The sequence below is a fragment of the Ruegeria sp. BJ5 genome (genome assembly GCF_056537865.1).
The window spans coordinates 282,568-300,175 of sequence record NZ_JBQFSH010000003.1; the positions used below are offsets into that span (position 1 = coordinate 282,568).

A 17,608-nucleotide genomic window follows, 5' to 3' on the forward strand; every position below is an offset into this window, starting at 1 on the left:
GGGTTCAACCCGGAATGGCGGCCAGATAGTTCTCGAAGGTCACGTTGTCGGCCACCTTCCGCGCCTCGGCCTCTTGTTCGGCCGAGCGCACCGTCCAGCACAGGATCGGTACGCCTTGCGCCTTCAGCTCGGCCACGCGGGGACGGGACAGATCCTGCACCTCGTGGCTGATGAAGCCGGCGCCAACCCGGTCGAAATCGCGGATGTCGCGCAGGTGGTCGCAGACCGCGGCCGGCAGATGCTCGACTTCGGGCTTGTAGGAACAGGTCGTCAATCCACGCGGAATCTCCGGCGCCAGCCGGGCCAGCTCGGCCACCGAGTTGGGGTTGAACGACATCAGCGCGACCGGACCGTCATAGGACTTCAACAGCGCGACCGCGTCTTGCTCCAGCCGCCCGTCTACAGGCCCCATCGCACCGTGCTGATCCTTGAACTCGATCAGCAACGGCACGCGGCCCGCCACCAGTTGCAGAACTTCCTCAAGCGAAGGGATCCCCTCGTCCCCGTGCAGCAGCGGAAGGTCCGCGGCCTCGGCCCGGGTGATCTGCTGGATTGCGCCGGACCGCCCGGTCAGACGCGCCATGTCATAATCGTGGAACACCATGGCATGGCCGTCCGACGTCAGCTGCAGGTCAATCTCGATCCCGTAGCCCGCAGCAATGGCGGCCCGGATGGCCGCCCGGCTGTTTTCCGGGCGGTTCTGCCGAATGTCATGCAGCGCCCGATGCGCGATCGGCGCGCCCATGAGCACACGAGAAAGAGACGGTGTCATTGGATCTCGAAAATCCCTTCGATCTCGACGGCCACGCCCAACGGCAGCGACGCGGCGCTGACGGCCGAGCGCGAATGGCGGCCGGCATCGCCCAGCGCCTCGACCAGGAAGTCGGACGCGCCGTTGATCACCTGCGGCTGGTCGGTGAAATCGGCGGTCGAGTTCACGAAGCCGGTCAGCTTGATCACCCGCACCAGCTTGTCGATGTCCCCGCCGCAGGCCGCCTTGACCTGGGCCAGCAGGTTGATGGCACAGACCCGGGCCGCCGCCGCACCGGCGGCCACATCCATATCGGCGCCCAGCTTGCCGGTGATCAACGCATCGTCCTTCGAGATCTGGCCCGACACATAGACGATGTTGCCCACCCGCACGAACGGCACGTAATTGGCTGCCGGTGCGGGGGCGTCCGGCAGGGTCACGCCCAGGGATTCCAGTTTGGCTGCGATGCTCATGTGATTGTCCTCAACTTCATGTGACTCGGGCGGACGCTAACCGGGAACACCGCCCACGGAAAGCCGGAAACCGGCAATTTCGCCTTTGCCCGCGATTTGGGCAGGTCTCCACTCATGCGGATGTGTTGAATGCAGGCCACTTTACCCGGGTCCGGCGCGCGGGTTAAACGCTAGGAGTTTCCTTTCGAGTGCGAAACGACTATGTGCCGTTGAATTGGTCCGTTGTGCCAACGAGAAAACGTATTGATTGAGTGTCCGGCTGGATTACATCCGGACGATCGGGAGTAACCAAGACCGTGTCCAACCGGATCCGTTTCAAGCACATCGTCGCAGTGTCGCTGTTCGCGGTTCTGTCGGCCTGCGCGTCGCAGCCCCAGGACGCAGCGGCCCGCGGCGAGGTCTTCGACCCCTACGAAAACGCAAATCGCGGCATTCACAAGTTCAATCTGGGCGTCGACCGGTTCCTGTTCCGCCCGGCCTCGAAAGGCTATGTGAAAATCGTACCCGACCCGATGGTCACCAGCTTCAACAACTTCGCTGAAAACATCTCGTTGCCCGGACAGGCCGTCGACTATCTGCTGCAGGGCAATCTGAAACAGTCGGGCAACGCCCTGCTGCGGTTCGTGATCAACTCGACCGTGGGCGGGTTCGGTCTGTCCAAACCGGCGGATGAGTTGAACCTGCCGCCGGTTGATACCGATTTCGGCGAAACGCTTCATGTCTGGGGCTTCGGCGAAGGGGCTTATGTCGAACTGCCGTTCTACGGCCCCTCGACGACCCGGGATGCGGTCGGCGTTGTGGTCAACCTGTTCTCGAACCCGATCAACTTCTCGCCGACGCGACCGGCCGACAACCTGGGCGTCTATGCCGAGGTGGTACGGCGGATGGGCGATCGGGGCAGATTCTCGGACACGGTCGACTCGATTCTGTACGAAAGCGCAGACAGTTACGCTCAGGCCCGCCTGATCTATTTGCAAAACCGCCGGTTCGAACTGGCAAGGGACGATGAGGATGCCTATCTGGGTCTGTATTCCGATCCCTACGCCGATACCGGCACCGACCCGGTCAGGGACCCATACCTTGACCCTTACGAGGACCCATATGAGGACCCCTATGCTGAATAACGCCATGAACCGCCGTACCTTTGCCGCCACCGCCCTGGCCGGGCTGGCCGTGGCTGGCCTTCCGCAGCAGACCCTGGCGTTGACCGAGGCCAGCGCGACACAACTGGTCAACAGCGTCGTTGCCGACATCACGCGCGTGATCGAGTCGGGCAAATCCGAAAGCGCCATGCTGCGCGATTTCGAAAAGATCTTCGTGCAATATGCCGACGTTCCGATCATGGCACGCTATGCGCTGGGCGCCGATGCGCGCAGCGCCAGCAAGGCGCAGATGCGCGAATTCACCAAGGCTTTCCAGGGGTATATCTCGCGCAAATACGGTCGACGCTTCCGCGAATTCATCGGGGGTGAGGTCACCGTCAAGAATGCCCGCAAGATCAAGGCCGGTTACGAGGTTCGCAGCAGCGTCAAGCTGCGCGGCGAAGCGCCGTTCGAAGTGACCTTCCTGGTGTCGGACAAGTCGGGTCGCGACAAGTTCTACAACATGTTCATCGAAGGGGTGAACCTGCTGCTGACAGAGCGGACCGAGATCGGCGCCATGCTGGATGCACGCAAAGGCAACCTGGATCAGCTGATCAATGACCTGAAAAAGACCGGCTGAACCAACCGGTCAGAGTAGTGATGACGCCGCGCAGGATCCCTGCGCGGCGTTTTTTTGTGGCTCAGTTCAGGCGTTCGCCTGTCGCTTTCGCAAAATAGGACACTTTGCTCATGTCAAAGGCCAGGTTCAGCATCTGACCGGCCCTGGCGCTGGTCTCGGCATGCAGGCGCGCAGTGACCTGTTTGCCGCCCAGTTCCGACACGACGTAGGTATCGGCACCGGCCGGTTCCACCATATCGACCAGGCAGGCGGCCTCTTGCACACCGGCACCAGCGCGGAACCCGGATTCAGCGATGTCCTCGGGGCGCAGGCCCAGGATCACCTCTTCGGGCAGGTCCAGATCGCGCGTATCCGTCAGCACGATCGGATCAGCCCCATCCCGCGCAATGGCGACCTGCGTGCCGGTCCCGTTGCGCTGGACCCGCGCCGGGATCAGGTTCATCGCCGGCGAGCCCATGAAATCGGCCACGAACAGGTTGGCGGGGCGATTGTATATCTCGGCCGGAGTGCCGATCTGCTGCACCACACCGCCCTTCAGCACCACGATCTTGGTGGCCAGGGTCATCGCTTCGATCTGATCATGGGTCACATAGACGATCGAGGCATCCAGCGTCTGATGCAGCTTCTTGATCTCGGTCCGCATCTCGACCCGCAGCTTGGCGTCCAGGTTTGACAGCGGTTCGTCGAACAGGAACAGCTTGGGGTCACGCACCAGAGCCCGGCCCATTGCCACACGCTGTCGCTGACCACCCGACAATTGGCTGGGGCGGCGGTTCAGCAACGGCTCGATCTGCAGAAGCGAGGCGACCTCTTTCAGCTTGGCGTCCTGAGTTGCCTGATCGACGCCGCGCACCTTCATGCCAAAGGTGATGTTCTTGGCCACCGACATGGTCGGGTACAGGGCGTAGGACTGGAACACCATCGCGATGTCGCGGTCTTTGGGGCTGACATGAGTCATGTCCTTGCCGCCAATCGACAGCGTCCCGCCCGAGATCGGCTCGAGCCCGGCGATGCAGTTCAGCAGGGTCGACTTACCACAGCCGGAAGGGCCGACCAGCACCAGGAAGTCGCCCGGTTCGATCGAGATGTTGATGTCCTTCAGAATCTCGGTTGCGCCGTAATTCTTGTACAGGTTTTGGATATCGAGGATGGGAGCCATGGGTTATCCCTTCACGGAACCGGCGGTCAGGCCGCGGATGAAATACTTACCGGCAACGACATAGACGAGCAGCGTCGGCAGCCCCGCGATGATCGCGGCGGCCATGTCGACGTTGTACTCTTTGACGCCGGTGGTTGAGTTGACGATGTTGTTGAGCGCCACGGTCACGGGCTGCGTGCCCGCCTGGCTGAACGAAACGCCGAACAGGAAATCGTTCCAGATCTGGGTGAACTGCCAGATCACGGTCACCACGATGATGGGCAGCGACAGCGGCAGGAAGATCGACCAGAAGATCCGAAAGAACCCGGCACCATCCACTCGCGCCGCCTTGGTCAGCTCGGCCGGGATGGTGACGTAGTAGTTGCGGAAGAACAGCGTTGTGAAGCCAAGCCCATAGATCACGTGGACGAAGATCAGGCCCGGAATGGTTCCGGCGATCCCCATCATGCCCAGCAGACGCGCCATCGGCAGCAGGACCACTTGGAACGGGATGAAACAACCGAACAGCATCAGAGAAAAGATGATGTTGGCCCCTTTGAAACGCCATTGCGCGACGACAAATCCGTTCAACGCCCCCAGAAGGGTCGAGATTGCCACGGCAGGGACCGCAATCAGGACCGAGTTCCAGAAATAGGGCCGCAGGCCTTCGCACTGGATACCGGTGCAGGCGCCTGACCAGGCGGTTTTCCAGGCATCCAGACTGACCTCGCGCGGCAGCGAGATCAGCGATCCCGTGCGAATTTCCTCGAGGCTTTTGAGCGATGTGGTCAACATCACGAAAAGCGGCATCAGGTAGTAGAGCGCAAAAAGACCAAGCAGGACATACAGCAACCAACGCAGGGCAATCTTGCCCGTGGCACTCTGGCTGCGGGTTCGGGTTTGGGGCATCGACAGATCAGTCATTTTTCGCCCTCAGTTCTGAGTAGAGGTAAGGAACCACGATGGCAAAGACGACCAGCATCATGATCATCGCGGACGCCGCCGCCTGGCCGATATCGCCGCGCGAAAACGCCATCGCGTACATGTATGTTGCGGGCAAATCGGTTGCGTAACCCGGACCGCCGCCTGTCAGGGCGATGACAAGGTCAAAGCTCTTGATCGCAAGGTGTGCCAACACGATGAAGGCCGACAGGAAGATCGGAGCCATCGACGGAATGATGATTGCCGTATAGATCCGCCAGGTGGGGATGCCATCGACCTGCGCGGCCTTGATGATCTCGCCATCCACCGAGCGCAGTCCGGCCAGGAACAGAGCCATGACAAAACCCGAACTCTGCCAGATCGCGGCGATGACGATCGTGTAGATCGCGTAGTCCGGGTTCACCAGCCAGTCGAACTTGAAATTCGGAAAGCCCCAGCCCTGGACCATGGCCTCGATACCCAGACCCGGGTTCAGGATCCACTTCCACGCGGTGCCGGTCACGATCATCGACAGCGCCATCGGGTACAGGTAGATCGTACGGATCGCGCCTTCGACGCGGATCTTCTGATCCAGCAGGATCGCCAGCAGCAGGCCCAGAACCATCGCAATCACGATGAACAGCGCGCCAAAGACGTAAAGGTTGTTGATCGCCGTGTCCCAGCGGGGCGAGTCAAACAGGCGGTCATATTGGATGAAGCCCTTGATCTCGTATTTCGGCAGCAGTTTCGATCGGGTCAGCGACACCCAGGCGGTCCATCCGATAAATCCGTAGACAAAGATCAATACGGCGATGAACGACGGTGCCAGCACCACCTTGGGAAGGTGGTTTTCCAGCCATTCGGACATTTTTTCCTCCGGGGAAAGATGCTCTGCCCCGCAGTATAGGGGGCAGAGCGTGTTGGATCAGTAGCTGTTTGCCACCGCGTCCGCCAGTTGCTGAACCGCGTCAGCCGAGGACATATCCGAGTTGAAATGTGCGGTCACGACGTCGGTGATCGCACCAGCCTGCGCACCGCGCAGCGCCATGCCATGTGCGTAGGACGGCAGCAGCGAGCCATTGGCGGACGAAGCGCCCATGTCTTCGGCCGAGATCTTGGCGCAGATGTCGAACTTGTCCAGCGCCACGTCGGTCCGCGCCGGAATCGAACCCTTGTTCAGGTTGAATACTTCCTGGAACTTGGGGGCAACGATCAGCTTGGCCAGCAGTTCCTGACCGGCGCGCTTGTCGTCGCCGTCCACGTCGAACATGGCAAAGCTGTCGACGTTGTACAGGTATCCGTCACCGGGGGTCGAGCCACACAGGAAGTCTTCGCCCGGGACTTTGCCCGCGGCCAGGAATTCACCCTTGGCCCAGTCACCCATGATCTGGAAGGCGGCCTCACCGTTCATGACCATCGCGGTGGCCAGGTTCCAGTCGCGGCCCGAGAAGTTCTCATCAACGAACCCGCGCAGGGTGCGCATCTGGTCAAAAATCTGAACCATCGTGTCCGAGGTCAGAGTCTCGGGGTCCAGATCGACAAAGGCCTTTTTGAAGAACTCGGGTCCACCGATGCCCAGCGCAACTGCTTCGAAAACGGTTGCGTCTTGCCAGGCCTGACCACCGTGGGCCAGCGGGATGATGCCTGCGGCCTGCAGCTTCTCGGCAGCGGCGTTGAACTCTTCCCAGGTGGTCGGCATCTCGATGTCATTGGCGGCCAGGATGTCGGCATTTGCCCAGATCCAGTCGATACGGTGCACGTTGACCGGTGCGGCGCACCAGGTGCCTTCGCATTGCATATGCGCCGCGATCGAGGCGGGCAGGACTTCGGCCCAGCCCTCGGCCTCGGCAACGTTCGAGATGTCCGCCAGAACACCCTCTTCGTACCATTCCTGGATCGCCGGGCCTTTCAGCTGAACGGCGGTCGGCGCGTTGCCGGCCAGAACGCGGGCGCGCAGCGCGGTCATCGCCGCGTCTCCGCCGCCGCCTGCAACGGGCATATCCGTCCAGGTGCCGCCATTGGCTGCGAACTCTTCCTGCAGAACGGCGACCGACTTGGCCTCGCCGCCCGACGTCCACCAGTGCAGAACTTCGGCCTGCGGTTCGGCCATCACCGACGTGCCAGCCAGAACGGCCAGCGACGACGCCGTGGCGAGTGCGAAACGTTTCATGTTTGGTATCCTCCCAGATCCTTGTTTGCTGCCGCGGGGCAGCGATGCGGGACATTACCGGCAGCCGCTTGCCGTCTGGCAATGGCAAATTTCCCATGTATCCGGCGCGGGCTGCAAATATTCCCGCCTTTTGTTACAGCGTGTTACGTTGACCTTGAATCTGTTGCAGTCCGTTACAATTGAGGGCAGCGTCGAGGGGGAAATCGGGGAGGAACAGCGTGAGCATTCCACGTCTGCTGGTTGTGGATGACGATCCGGAAATCCGGTCGATGTTGACCCAGTTCTTTCACCAGAACGGGTTCATTGCCCTGCCAGCAGCAACCGAGCGTGAGGTGCTGGCGCACCTGAAATCAGGCCGCATCGACCTGATCCTTCTGGACGTGATGCTGGGTGATGAAAACGGTGTTGAGATCTGCGCCCGGCTGCGCCGCGCACAGGACGTGCCGATCATCTTCGTGTCGGCCCTGTCTGCCGATCATCAGCGCATGGCCGGGTACGAGGTGGGCGCCGATGACTACATCGCCAAGCCGTTCAACCCGCAACTGCTGCTGGCGCGCGTGCGCGCGGTGATGCAGCGCGCGCGGCGCACGCCATCGCTGGCCTATCGCCGGCGGATCCGCACGTTCCGCTTTGGCGGATGGGTCTATGACGGCAAACGCGACGAGGTGCATGCCCCGGACGGGTACCAGGTGTCGCTGTCGCAGCGCGAAACCGCGTTGCTCAAGGTGCTGCTGGCCAACCCGCACATTCCGCTGACCCGCGACGAGATCGCCGCCGCGCTGGACGTGACCGGCAGCGGTGACAAGCCCGAAGCGCAGGGTCGGGCCATCGACGTCCTGGTGGGGCGGCTGCGGTCCAAGATCGAGGCCAACCCCAAAGATCCGCAGATGCTGCGCACGGCCCGCGGTGTCGGCTATGTCTTCGCCTGCGAGGTCACCGTGGAACAGGAGGCATGACCCTGCGCTTGCGGGATCTGGGCTGGGCTTGGAGCCTGGGTGCGTTTGCTGCCGGGTTGCTGGCGGCAGGACTGTGGTTTTCATCCGTTCGCAACTGGGACGCCTATCTGACCCGGGCCTATGTTGCCGGGTTCTCGGTCTACGAAGATCTGCGCACAGGTCGCGCCTCGCATCCCGACGTGTTGATCACGCCACTGCCGCCCGAGGCATCAAGTCTGGCCGATGCCGGTGAATTCGAGCAGTTGCCCGACCTTGCAGGGCGCCGGTTTCTGACCAACCTGTCCATTCTGACCGACAGTTCCGCGCCGCTCAGCGGGCGGAACCTGACGCTTGCGGTCTTGTCCGACCGGCTGGTCTATCCGGTATCCGACATCGTGTCGGGCAGCGATCAGACCGGGCCGCAGAAGATGGGCAACCTGACACGCCTGCTGGCCACCTATTGCAGCGAACCCATTCTGGTGGCCCGGTTCGGACAGGGCGCGTGGCAGAAGATCGACGGTACGCAGGTCTGGGGGTGCGACGCGGCCCCGGCCGACCTGCGCCTGCCCGCGATCTTTCTGGCCGTCGTGGCACTTGCGATCATTCTGACATCGGTCGGCAATGTGACAGACAGCTTTTCGCGGTTCTCCCAGTCGCTGCGTGACCGCCGGCGCAGCGGGGGTCCGGACAGCTACGATATGTCCGGGCCGGCCGAACTGCGCGACATCGTATCGGCGGTCAATACGCATCTTGAGGACGAACGCGCACAGCTGGAAAAGCGTGCCACGGTCTTGTCCGGCGTCAGCCACGACCTTGGGACGCCAGCAGCCCGGGTGCGTCTGCGCGCGGCGCTGATTCCGGACGCCGAATTGCGAGAGAAGCTAGAGTCCGATGTCGACCAGATGACGGGCATGATCGAAAGCGTGTTGACCTACACCCGCTCGGAACTGAGCGTCGAAGACCCGCGCCAGATCTCCCTCACCTCACTGGTCGAGTCGCTGGTTGCCGACTATCAGGACATGGATCTGCCTGTGACCCTGAAACAGGTCGCCCCGGTCGAGGTGGAGGGCGCGGCGTCGCTCTTCATGTCGCGGCGCGGGCATGGCTCGCTTCCAGAGACCCGCCGCATCCTTGTCATGGCCCGGCCGATCTCATTGAAACGGGCGTTGACGAACCTGATCGACAACGCGCTGAAATACGGGCGCCACGCGACGGTTGAACTGGAAACAGACGCGGAAACCGCCACGATTGTCGTCGAAGACAAGGGAACCAACTTGTCCGTCTCGGATATCGAGGCGCTGATGGCCCCGTTCCGGCGCGGTTCGAACATCGGGTCGTCCGACGGGTTCGGGCTGGGTCTGACAATCGTTGCAACCGTGGCAGAGCAACATGGCGGCTCGCTGCGCTTTGAAGCGGGCGATCAGGGTCTGCGGGCACGGCTGCAGATCCTGCGCTGAGACCGTCCACGTGCAGTTTAGGAGTAGCTTCGCACCAAGGCACTGGCGATCAGGGACCACCCATCCGCAATCACGAAAAACGCCAGTTTGAACGGCAGCGAAACCGTGGCGGGCGGCACCATCATCATCCCCATCGACATGAGTACCGCGGCCACTACAAGATCGATGATCAGAAACGGTAGAAATATCAGGAATCCGATCTGGAACGCGCGGGCAACCTCGGACAGCATGAACGACGGCATGAGAACCGACAGAGGCGCCTCCGGCGACAGCTCCATCGACGCGGTGTCGGGGCGCAAGGCCGCCATGGCCCGAAACGTATCACCATCCAGCCGCGCCGCCATGAACTCGCGGAACGGCACCATCGCACGTTCCAATGCAGGCTCTATCGCAAGCGTTTCTTCGACCATCGGGCGGATCCCGGTGTCCCAAGCCTGGGCAAAGACCGGCTCCATGATGAAGTAGGTCAGAAACAGCGCCAGGCTGACGATCAGCATGTTGGGCGGGGACTGTTGCAACCCGATCCCCTGCCGCAGAATGGCCAGTACCGTGACCAGAAAGGGGAAACAGGTCACCATGATCGCAAGGCCGGGTGCCAGGCTGAGCACTGTGATCAGCAGGATCAACTGAATGGTTCGCGCCGATATGGATCCGCCGTCGCCCAACGACAGCGACAGCTCCTGAGCCGATCCCACTGCTGGTGTCAGCACAAGGATCGCCAATGCACACCAGGCCGCCCGACGCATCATCCAAGTCCGTTCTGGAAATCCGAAATCTCGGTCAGACGCACCGCCAATTGGCCGGCATTGTCCCCCTCCATTTCCTCGAGCAGACCACGGGCGACCAATTGGTCGCCGACATACAGATCCACCGGATCTTCGACCCGTTTGTCCAAGGTCAGAACGGCGTTCTCACCCATGCTCAACAGGTCGCGTATCAGGGGGCGCGCCCGACCGACGGAAACCGTCACCTCGATGGGAACGGCTTCGAACGGATTGGGTCTTTCAGGTTTGGATGCAGGTGCGTCACTCATTTGACAAAGCCTCTTTTGCCTCAAAAACATATGCGTCGAAAGCGGCGGCGATCGCGTCCAGCAGCGCGGTGCAATCAACCTCGGACCGGGCGGTGCCGACCCGCAACCGCGCCTGACCCGGCAGCAACTCGGGGTCCGCGACGACCTTGGGGAGAGGCGTTATGTCGGCGGGCAACATTGCATCGACATCCCCTTCAACACCGGGTGGAACCAACAGAAGGATCGGTTGTGCAACCTGCGCCTTGGCCATTTCGCTCAACTGCTCGATCACGCGGGTGGCAAGCCCCCGATCCAACGCCTGGGGAAGGACGGTCTGAACCAGAGCACTGAACATCGGTTCAAGCGACAAGGTCATCCGGGTCAGAGCTTCCTGGTAGGTGAAGGACATGTCGGAGAAAGCCGCCCGCATATCCTCGGTCAGTGCAGCACGACCTTGGGCTTGGGCCTGCAACGCATCCTCCCACCCCGCACCATATCCGCGTTCGAAAGCGGCGAGCCGCTCTTCCTCCAATGCCTCTTCGTCCAGCAACCGCAGATTCGCGCCGTCGGCCTGAGCCGTGAAATCCTCGAGCAGGTGGGCGATCGACATCACACCTTCTCCTTGTTTTCTTCCAGCCAGCTCCGCAGAATTTCGACCGTTTCTTCCTGTTTGTCCCCGATCATGGCGCGCAGACGGCCGACCGCATCTTCGCTTGCCGACGAGCCAATCGCAGGCACAGAGCCTCCGTTTTCGCCCTGGCCGGTGAGAGCGCTGAATTCCTGTCCATCCGCATCCGAGATTTCACCGACAAGATATGGCGCGCCGCCATCGGCGGGGGCCGCGGCACTCGGCAAGGCTGGCACTGCGGCCGAACCGGTCAGGATCGGCCGGATCACGAACAGCCCCATGATCAGCGAGACCATGGCCAACACTGCCATCTGTATCAGCGACATTGTATCCAGATGGAGGCTTTGCCAGACCGAAGCGGTCGCCAATGTTCCCTGCGGTTCGACATTGGGCAGTTCCAGGGATTTCAGCGTGATGACATCCCCGCGATCCGCGTCGAAGCCCACGGCCGAGGCGACAAGCTCTTCCAGAGCGTCCAGTTCCGGCTGTGCCATCGGTACAAAAATCTCGGCACCGGTAGCGTCCGTTGTGCGGGTACCGTTGACGAGAACGGCAACCGTCAGGCGTTTGATTGCCCCGGGCACCCGCAGAACTTCAAGCTCGGTCTCTGAAACCTCATAGTTGATCCGCTCGCGGGTTTGCGTGGCTGAAGAATTCGATTCATCGCTGCCATTGCCGTCCCCGTCCGGCAGGTTGGACGCGACCGTCACATCCGACGACTGATTGCGGGAGGTATCCGACCGTTCCTCGACATCGGTGCTGATTGCGACGCGGCCCTTGGGGTCGAACCGCCGCTCTCTTATGGATTCGGTCTCGGTGACCGTGTCGACGCTGACTTCGACCACCGCGTTGCCGGGTCCGACGCGCGCCTCGACCAGCCGCAGGACGCGGTCGCGCAGGACCTTGGCCTTGTCATCGGCAGTGTCGGCGGCGACCGCCGTCTCTTGCGGGCCGATCACGGCGCCGCTGGAATCGATCACCGCAACATCCTCGGGCGCGAGGCCGGTCACGGCGGAGGCCACCAGAAAACGGATCGCCTTGGCCTGTTCGACCGTGATCTTGGCCCCGGATGGCACCAGATAGACCGAAGCGGTTGGCGAAACGCTGGGCTGGAACGGGCTTGTGGACCCGCTGGCAATGTGAACCCGCGCCTGCCCTACATGAGAACTGCTGACGATGGTTCGCGCCAGTTCACCCTCCTTGGCGCGCCAATAGGCAGCGTCGAACATCTGCGAGGTCGTACCGAACCCACTCAGCGTGTCCAGCAGCTCATAACCCCGGTTACCATTTGCAGGCAGACCCTCGCTTGCCAGGGTCATGCGCAACTCGTCGCGTTGCGAGCCCGGAACATAGATTGAGCCGCCACGAATCTCGTAGGTGACTCCGCGTTGATCCAGGGCCCGGACGATATCCCCCGCCGCCCCGCTTTCCAGCCCCGCATAGAGGAGCGTCATGGACGGAGATGTCACCAACCGCGACATCGCCAGGACACTCAGGAACACGACGACAGCCGCCCCCGCCACGATGATTTGTTTGCGCCTGCCCAAACTTGCCCAGACAGTTCCGATCTGCTGCACGCTCACCTCCGACTCGCCGACATTCTGTGCGGCTCGTGCCCTGTTTGACCGATTGCCCTTAACAATCGGTTAGTCCCTGCGGGGTTATGACGGGTGCCGAACGCAAGAATGAGGACGCCATGACAGACGCGACCGTGGATGAGGCAGAAGGCCCGAAGAAGTCGGGCAAAAAGGGACTGATGATTGGCGCGGTTCTGGCGCTGCTGGGTGCCGCGGGCGGGTACTATGTGACCTCGTCCGGGCTTTTGGGCAAAGCACCCGAGGCCGAAGGAAAAACAGCGGTCAATGCGGACGCCGGAGATGCGATCGATGCGTTGCCGGACGTCGGGTTCGTCGACCTGCCGCCCGTGATCGTGTCCGTGAATTCCGGCGATTCGCGCCATCTGAAATTCCACGCTCAACTTGAGGTGGCCGCCGGTCACGAGGCCGAGGTGGAAAAGATGATTCCCCGCATCATGGACGTGATGAACGGCTATCTCCGGGCCATCAACCTGTCCGACCTCGAGGACTCGCTGGCCCTGGTTCGCATCCGCGGGCACCTGCTGCGGCGCATCGGCATCGTCGTTGGCGAAGGTCGGGTACGTGACGTTCTGGTCACGGAATTCGTATTGAACTAGGAGGCGAAATTGGAACTGATCTCGGACATTCTGCTGGTCGCCGGCGCCTTGGGGGCCGGGTTGTACTGTTTTGTTCTGGCCCGACGCCTCAGGCGGTTCACGGATCTGGAGCGGGGCGTCGGTGGCGCGGTATCCGTTCTGTCCGCACAGGCGGAAGAACTGAAAAAATCCCTGGATGCCGCGCGGGCGGCATCTGACCAATCCGGACTCAAACTGCAGGATCTGACCGAGCGCGCCGAGTCAGTCGCACAGCGGCTTGAGTTGATCATGGCGTCGATGCACGACGTGATCCCCGAGGACAAACCCGGGACTGGGGAGCCTGCAAATGCCTCGGTCGAAGCCAAAAAGCCGTCACCTCTCGAGGCGGAACCGGTATCGCTGAAAGAGGAATCCGGGCCTCAGGCACCCAGGCAACCCGCCGAGCCTGAGGCGGTGGAACAAATGCCATCCGGGCCGGAAGCCGAGGTCAAATCCACCAACGACCCCGCAGAGGATCCGGGCCCGATTCCCAAGGGCGTATTGTTCTTCAGGCACAAGGCTCAAGGTAGCGAGGCCCGATCCTGATGCGCAGCCTGCAACCTGCCCAACGTCGACCGCGTGGTGGCGTTCTGACACTCATTTCAGCCTTGATGATCAGTTCCGCCATCATACGGCTGGGGCTGGAGGCTGGGCCGGCTTTGGCAAGGGGGCCTGACCCCTCGGAACTCTCGGCACACAGCGCCGGCTCGGACGAAAAGCCGGACATGCAAGCCTTGCTGACCGAATTGCTGCGTCGGGAAGCGGTCGTCAGACAGCGTGAGAGCGCGCTGCGCGACAGGGAGCGTGCCCTGGAGATTGCCAACGAGGCCATTGCGACGCGCCTGTCCGCTTTGCAAGAGGCCGAGGCATCGCTGCGCGAGACATTGGCCGTGGCGGACAAGGCGGCTGAAACCGACCTCACCCGTCTGACCGATGTCTATCAGAACATGAAGCCCAAGGACGCCGCGGCGCTGTTCGAAACGATGGATCCGGTTTTTGCGGCCGGTTTTCTGTCGCGTATGCCGCCTGAGGCAGCTGCGGGTGTGATGGCCGGTCTCAGCCCCGAGGCCGCCTATACCATCAGTGTCGTAATGGCCGGACGCAACGCCAACGCCCCGACTGAGTAGCCGCCATGAGCCCCACCCTCAAAGACCGCTCTGCCGGAGAGACCACATGATCGGAATTCTTGGAATCGTTGTTATTTTCGTAATGGTGTTCGGCGGCTACCTCGCCGCCGGCGGCAAGATGGCCATCATCCTCAAATCTCTGCCGTTCGAGATGATGATGATCGGCGGGGCCGCCATCGGCGCCTTTCTGATCAGCAATGACATGTCGGCGGTCAAACACACGATCAAGGATCTAGGCAAGGTTTTCAAAGGCCCGAAATGGAAGCCCGAAGACTACCGCGATCTGCTGTGCCTTCTGTTCTCGCTGATCCGGCTTGCCCGTTCAAATCCGGTCGAGCTCGAGCAGCACATAGAAGACCCTGAAAACTCGGCCATTTTTGCGGCCTTCCCAAAGATACAGGCGGACAAAGAGGCAGTGGACCTGATTTGCGACACCATGCGGTCGGCGGCGATGAACTATGACGATCCCCATCAGGTTGAAGAGGTTCTGGAAAAGCGGATGGATGCCAATTTCCACCACGCCATGCATTCCAGCCACGCCCTGCAAACCGTGGCGGACGGGTTGCCGGCACTGGGGATCGTCGCGGCCGTTCTGGGCGTGATCAAGACCATGGGCTCGATCGACCAACCGCCTGAGGTCTTGGGCAAGTTGATCGGAGGTGCCCTTGTCGGGACTTTCCTGGGCGTCTTTCTGGCCTACGGGCTGGTCGGCCCCTTCGCCGGAAAGCTGAAAGCGGTCGTGGAGGAAGACAATCACTTCTATCAACTGATCCGGGAAGTTCTGGTTGCCAACCTGCACAATCACAACCCTGCAATGTGTATCGAGGTTGGTCGCCAGAACACGCCGACCCACAATCGCCCCGGCTTCACCGAATTGGAGAAAGCCTTGAAAGAGATCAAGCAGGCGGCAGCATGATCCGGGTTTTGCTCCTGACCCTTGGCCTGAGCGCATCGGCAACTGGAGTGCTGGCGAAGGACGTTCCGGTGCGGTCCGGCGAACATGACGGCTTCACGCGGCTTGTTCTCAGCGTTCCTGCGGGCACCAACTGGAGCCTCGCCCACCGGAAAAACGGTGCGCGCCTGGCGGTCGAATTGGACGACGTGGAATTCAAGACCGGATCGGTCTTTGCACGATTGTCCGCAGGCCGGCTTGAGGCGATATCGCAGGCCGATCCCGGCGCGCCGCTTGAGCTGGACTTCGGCTGTGATTGCGCGGCGGCCGCTTTTTTGTACAAGGATACGATGATCGTTTTGGACATAGCGGCGCAAAAAGCCTTGCCTCCGCCAAGGCTGGACATTCCATCGATTGTGATCCCAGAACAGACTTCCAAACGTCGTCCACAGGCCGAAGCCCCATCAATTGAATTGGTTGCCCCCCTTCTGCAACTGGATCGCGATGGCCTGCAGCAGCGCCTTTCGACCCGTCTGTTGCAAGGTGCGGACCGCGAGCTTGTCGACCTGAATGTCACACCTCCGGGTCCGCGTGCTTCGGTGCCGGAAGCGCTTCCGGACATCGCGCGGGATCTGCCTGCGCATATCCAGGTAAGCTCGATCCTTGACGAGTTGGGCAAACTGGGAGAGCCACCTCTGCAACCTCTGGAGTCGCTGCCAGCCTGTATTTCGGATGCCGAATTGGGGTTCGACACCTGGTCTGACGGTCGGCCCTTTGCGCATCAGGTGGCTGAGCTGCGTGCAGGGCTGTTCCGGGAGTTCGACAGGGTCGACAGATCCATCGCGCTAAAGCTCGCGAAGCTGTTGGCACACTGGGGTTTCGGTTCAGAGGCCATTCAGGTTCTGCAGTTGATGGAAGATTCATCGCCGGAACAGGAATGGGTTCGAGCGGTCGCGCAAATAATTGATGATCAGCCCGTATCAGAGCCTAACCAACTGCGTGGGTTGCAACGCTGCGACGGCGCGGTTGCCATGTGGGCCGCGATGGCGGATGGCCAGTTGCAGGATGATGCGCAGCAGGAACGGATGGAACAGGCGTACCTGAGGCTTCCTGAGCATCTACGCCGGATCCTCGGCCCCCGGCTGGCCGAGATATTCGTCAACTCCGGCCAGCTTGAAGCCGCCCGGCGGGTATTGCGTTCGGTAGATCGCGTCCAAACTCTGCAACACCCCGAGGTGACACTCGCGCAGGCAACTGTGGCTGCCGCTGAGGGAGATGCGGACACCAACGACACTTTGTTGAACGACGTCATCGACAACCCAAGCTCGGATTTGGAAGCCCCGCTTGCGCTGGCCCGGCTTGTTGAAAAGAAGTCGGCAGAGGGTGGGGCCGTTTCGCGACGCCAAATCGATCTGATCTCGGGCTACGCGATCGAACTGCGCAATTCTGAATTGGGCCCGGTCATGGCCCGCTGTCACGCCCTGGCACTTGCCCTGGGCGGCGAGTTTTCTGCGGCCTTCAATATCCTTGATGCCCATCGCAGAGACGAGACCTGGTCCGGCACGCGCAATCGTATCCTGCTTCTGGCAGCAGAGCGCGCGGATGACCTGACCTTTCTGCTGTATGCAAGTACCCTGAAACCACATGAATTAGAGTCTATTTCGACTGAGACTTCGCTGTTGCTCGCCAGGCGTTTTGCAGACCTCGGCTTTGCCAAGCTAGCCCGAGACTTGACTGGTGCAGGTTCGGATGGGACACGCAGGCGCGACCGCGCCATCCTTCGGGCCCGGGCCGCGCTGCTGGAAAACCGACCGGATCTGGCCCTTCGCGAATTGGCCGAGGATCCCTCCGATGACGCTGAAAGGCTGCGGGCGCAAGCCCTGACCGATATGGGTAATTACGCGGCCGCTGTTGAGGCTTGGCGGGACATAGGGGATGAGGATACCGCCGCTCGCCTGTCATGGTGGGCGGGGTTCAACTTGGAAGAAGTTGGGGCGAAGGACACCGCGCTGGGGCAGGTCATAGATCTGAGCTCGGCCCTGCGTGCGCCAGTGCAGCGAGACCCGGACAAGCCGATTTCGGACGCTGAACAGCTGCTTGAGGTCAGCGCCGACACGCGACAGAAGATAGCCGAATTGCTGAACGTGACAACTGAATTGGAATAGTTAGG

General features: G+C 61.6%; 19 protein-coding genes. 9 read left to right on the top strand and 10 right to left on the bottom strand.

Annotated elements, in window-relative coordinates; genetic code table 11:
• Positions 1-4 precede the first annotated feature (4 nt).
• Positions 5-772 (bottom strand): glycerophosphodiester phosphodiesterase family protein, encoded by a 768-nt coding sequence (locus tag ACR0NY_RS12115; RefSeq protein ID WP_170369089.1) that lies wholly within the window; start codon positions 770-772, stop codon positions 5-7.
• On the bottom strand, positions 769-1,224 hold the full coding sequence (locus ACR0NY_RS12120) for a RidA family protein (RefSeq protein ID WP_005980179.1): 456 nt from the start codon (positions 1,222-1,224) through the stop codon (positions 769-771). Before ACR0NY_RS12120 ends, ACR0NY_RS12115 begins: the two co-directional genes overlap by 4 nt.
• A gap of 296 nt (positions 1,225-1,520) precedes the next feature.
• Between ACR0NY_RS12120 and ACR0NY_RS12125 the strand changes: the two genes are divergently transcribed.
• On the top strand, positions 1,521-2,348 hold the full coding sequence (locus ACR0NY_RS12125; RefSeq protein WP_170341043.1) for an MlaA family lipoprotein: 828 nt from the start codon (positions 1,521-1,523) through the stop codon (positions 2,346-2,348).
• Positions 2,338-2,946: an MlaC/ttg2D family ABC transporter substrate-binding protein gene (locus tag ACR0NY_RS12130; protein ID WP_170341041.1), complete on the top strand. Its 609-nt coding sequence runs from the start codon at positions 2,338-2,340 to the stop codon at positions 2,944-2,946. The genes ACR0NY_RS12125 and ACR0NY_RS12130 overlap by 11 nt, the downstream gene beginning before the upstream one ends.
• Before the next feature lie 61 nt (positions 2,947-3,007).
• Here the strand turns inward: ACR0NY_RS12130 and ACR0NY_RS12135 are convergent, their stop codons facing one another.
• The 4 genes from ACR0NY_RS12135 to ACR0NY_RS12150 are packed head-to-tail and all read right to left on the bottom strand — an operon-like array spanning position 3,008 to position 7,175.
• Entirely contained in the window at positions 3,008-4,105 is a 1,098-nt protein-coding gene (locus ACR0NY_RS12135; protein WP_170341040.1) for an ABC transporter ATP-binding protein, read from the bottom strand.
• 3 nt (positions 4,106-4,108) lie between these two features.
• A complete protein-coding gene (locus tag ACR0NY_RS12140) occupies positions 4,109-5,008 on the bottom strand; it encodes a carbohydrate ABC transporter permease (protein WP_170341932.1) in 900 nt (299 codons plus the stop codon).
• Positions 5,001-5,873 carry a carbohydrate ABC transporter permease gene (locus tag ACR0NY_RS12145; RefSeq protein WP_170360524.1) on the bottom strand — a complete coding sequence of 291 codons (873 nt, stop codon included), beginning with the start codon at positions 5,871-5,873 and terminating at the stop codon, positions 5,001-5,003. The genes ACR0NY_RS12140 and ACR0NY_RS12145 overlap by 8 nt, the downstream gene beginning before the upstream one ends.
• Before the next feature lie 57 nt (positions 5,874-5,930).
• A complete protein-coding gene (locus ACR0NY_RS12150; RefSeq protein WP_093964101.1) occupies positions 5,931-7,175 on the bottom strand; it encodes an ABC transporter substrate-binding protein in 1,245 nt (414 codons plus the stop codon).
• A gap of 218 nt (positions 7,176-7,393) precedes the next feature.
• Between ACR0NY_RS12150 and ACR0NY_RS12155 the strand changes: the two genes are divergently transcribed.
• Positions 7,394-8,131 (top strand): response regulator transcription factor, encoded by a 738-nt coding sequence (locus ACR0NY_RS12155; RefSeq protein WP_170369088.1) that lies wholly within the window; start codon positions 7,394-7,396, stop codon positions 8,129-8,131.
• On the top strand, positions 8,128-9,567 hold the full coding sequence (locus ACR0NY_RS12160) for a sensor histidine kinase (RefSeq protein WP_170369087.1): 1,440 nt from the start codon (positions 8,128-8,130) through the stop codon (positions 9,565-9,567). The genes ACR0NY_RS12155 and ACR0NY_RS12160 overlap by 4 nt, the downstream gene beginning before the upstream one ends.
• A 17-nt stretch (positions 9,568-9,584) precedes the next feature.
• Here ACR0NY_RS12160 and fliP read toward each other — a convergent pair whose 3' ends face one another.
• From fliP to fliF, 4 genes are read right to left on the bottom strand one after another with little or no spacing between them, the layout of a single operon-like run.
• Positions 9,585-10,313, bottom strand: coding sequence for a flagellar type III secretion system pore protein FliP (fliP, locus tag ACR0NY_RS12165; protein ID WP_170369252.1), 729 nt, complete (start codon positions 10,311-10,313; stop codon positions 9,585-9,587).
• Positions 10,313-10,600 carry a FliM/FliN family flagellar motor switch protein gene (locus ACR0NY_RS12170; RefSeq protein WP_093964097.1) on the bottom strand — a complete coding sequence of 96 codons (288 nt, stop codon included), beginning with the start codon at positions 10,598-10,600 and terminating at the stop codon, positions 10,313-10,315. The genes fliP and ACR0NY_RS12170 overlap by 1 nt, the downstream gene beginning before the upstream one ends.
• Positions 10,593-11,189, bottom strand: a complete 597-nt coding sequence (locus ACR0NY_RS12175) for a FliH/SctL family protein (protein ID WP_170369086.1) — start codon at positions 11,187-11,189, stop codon at positions 10,593-10,595. The genes ACR0NY_RS12170 and ACR0NY_RS12175 overlap by 8 nt, the downstream gene beginning before the upstream one ends.
• Positions 11,189-12,784 (bottom strand): flagellar basal-body MS-ring/collar protein FliF, encoded by a 1,596-nt coding sequence (gene fliF / locus ACR0NY_RS12180; RefSeq protein ID WP_170369085.1) that lies wholly within the window; start codon positions 12,782-12,784, stop codon positions 11,189-11,191. The genes ACR0NY_RS12175 and fliF overlap by 1 nt, the downstream gene beginning before the upstream one ends.
• Before the next feature lie 119 nt (positions 12,785-12,903).
• Here fliF and ACR0NY_RS12185 point away from each other — a divergent pair, with 119 nt between their 5' ends.
• The 5 genes from ACR0NY_RS12185 (at position 12,904) to ACR0NY_RS12205 (ending at position 17,603) form a co-directional block, all read left to right on the top strand.
• Positions 12,904-13,401 carry a flagellar basal body-associated FliL family protein gene (locus ACR0NY_RS12185; protein WP_170369084.1) on the top strand — a complete coding sequence of 166 codons (498 nt, stop codon included), beginning with the start codon at positions 12,904-12,906 and terminating at the stop codon, positions 13,399-13,401.
• A gap of 9 nt (positions 13,402-13,410) precedes the next feature.
• Positions 13,411-13,965 carry a hypothetical protein gene (locus tag ACR0NY_RS12190; protein WP_170341029.1) on the top strand — a complete coding sequence of 185 codons (555 nt, stop codon included), beginning with the start codon at positions 13,411-13,413 and terminating at the stop codon, positions 13,963-13,965.
• A 65-nt stretch (positions 13,966-14,030) separates the two neighbouring features.
• On the top strand, positions 14,031-14,546 hold the full coding sequence (locus ACR0NY_RS12195) for a MotE family protein (protein WP_254432931.1): 516 nt from the start codon (positions 14,031-14,033) through the stop codon (positions 14,544-14,546).
• A gap of 46 nt (positions 14,547-14,592) precedes the next feature.
• On the top strand, positions 14,593-15,462 hold the full coding sequence (motA, locus tag ACR0NY_RS12200) for a flagellar motor stator protein MotA (protein WP_170341025.1): 870 nt from the start codon (positions 14,593-14,595) through the stop codon (positions 15,460-15,462).
• Positions 15,459-17,603 carry a hypothetical protein gene (locus ACR0NY_RS12205; protein ID WP_170369083.1) on the top strand — a complete coding sequence of 715 codons (2,145 nt, stop codon included), beginning with the start codon at positions 15,459-15,461 and terminating at the stop codon, positions 17,601-17,603. The genes motA and ACR0NY_RS12205 overlap by 4 nt, the downstream gene beginning before the upstream one ends.
• Positions 17,604-17,608 lie beyond the last annotated feature (5 nt).

What these genes read in the sequence shown, in the direction of transcription:
- ACR0NY_RS12160 (WP_170369087.1), top strand. Translation starts at nt 8,128, where the DNA reads ATGACCCTGCGCTTGCGGGATCTGGGCTGGGCTTGGAGCCTGGGTGCG.
- ACR0NY_RS12145 (WP_170360524.1), bottom strand. Translation starts at nt 5,873, where the DNA reads ATGTCCGAATGGCTGGAAAACCACCTTCCCAAGGTGGTGCTGGCACCG.
- fliP (WP_170369252.1), bottom strand. Translation starts at nt 10,313, where the DNA reads ATGCGTCGGGCGGCCTGGTGTGCATTGGCGATCCTTGTGCTGACACCA.
- ACR0NY_RS12205 (WP_170369083.1), top strand. Translation starts at nt 15,459, where the DNA reads ATGATCCGGGTTTTGCTCCTGACCCTTGGCCTGAGCGCATCGGCAACT.
- ACR0NY_RS12175 (WP_170369086.1), bottom strand. Translation starts at nt 11,189, where the DNA reads ATGTCGATCGCCCACCTGCTCGAGGATTTCACGGCTCAGGCCGACGGC.
- motA (WP_170341025.1), top strand. Translation starts at nt 14,593, where the DNA reads ATGATCGGAATTCTTGGAATCGTTGTTATTTTCGTAATGGTGTTCGGC.
- ACR0NY_RS12130 (WP_170341041.1), top strand. Translation starts at nt 2,338, where the DNA reads ATGCTGAATAACGCCATGAACCGCCGTACCTTTGCCGCCACCGCCCTG.
- ACR0NY_RS12115 (WP_170369089.1), bottom strand. Translation starts at nt 772, where the DNA reads ATGACACCGTCTCTTTCTCGTGTGCTCATGGGCGCGCCGATCGCGCAT.
- ACR0NY_RS12120 (WP_005980179.1), bottom strand. Translation starts at nt 1,224, where the DNA reads ATGAGCATCGCAGCCAAACTGGAATCCCTGGGCGTGACCCTGCCGGAC.
- ACR0NY_RS12185 (WP_170369084.1), top strand. Translation starts at nt 12,904, where the DNA reads ATGACAGACGCGACCGTGGATGAGGCAGAAGGCCCGAAGAAGTCGGGC.
- ACR0NY_RS12150 (WP_093964101.1), bottom strand. Translation starts at nt 7,175, where the DNA reads ATGAAACGTTTCGCACTCGCCACGGCGTCGTCGCTGGCCGTTCTGGCT.
- ACR0NY_RS12140 (WP_170341932.1), bottom strand. Translation starts at nt 5,008, where the DNA reads ATGACTGATCTGTCGATGCCCCAAACCCGAACCCGCAGCCAGAGTGCC.
- ACR0NY_RS12135 (WP_170341040.1), bottom strand. Translation starts at nt 4,105, where the DNA reads ATGGCTCCCATCCTCGATATCCAAAACCTGTACAAGAATTACGGCGCA.
- ACR0NY_RS12195 (WP_254432931.1), top strand. Translation starts at nt 14,031, where the DNA reads ATGATCAGTTCCGCCATCATACGGCTGGGGCTGGAGGCTGGGCCGGCT.
- ACR0NY_RS12170 (WP_093964097.1), bottom strand. Translation starts at nt 10,600, where the DNA reads ATGAGTGACGCACCTGCATCCAAACCTGAAAGACCCAATCCGTTCGAA.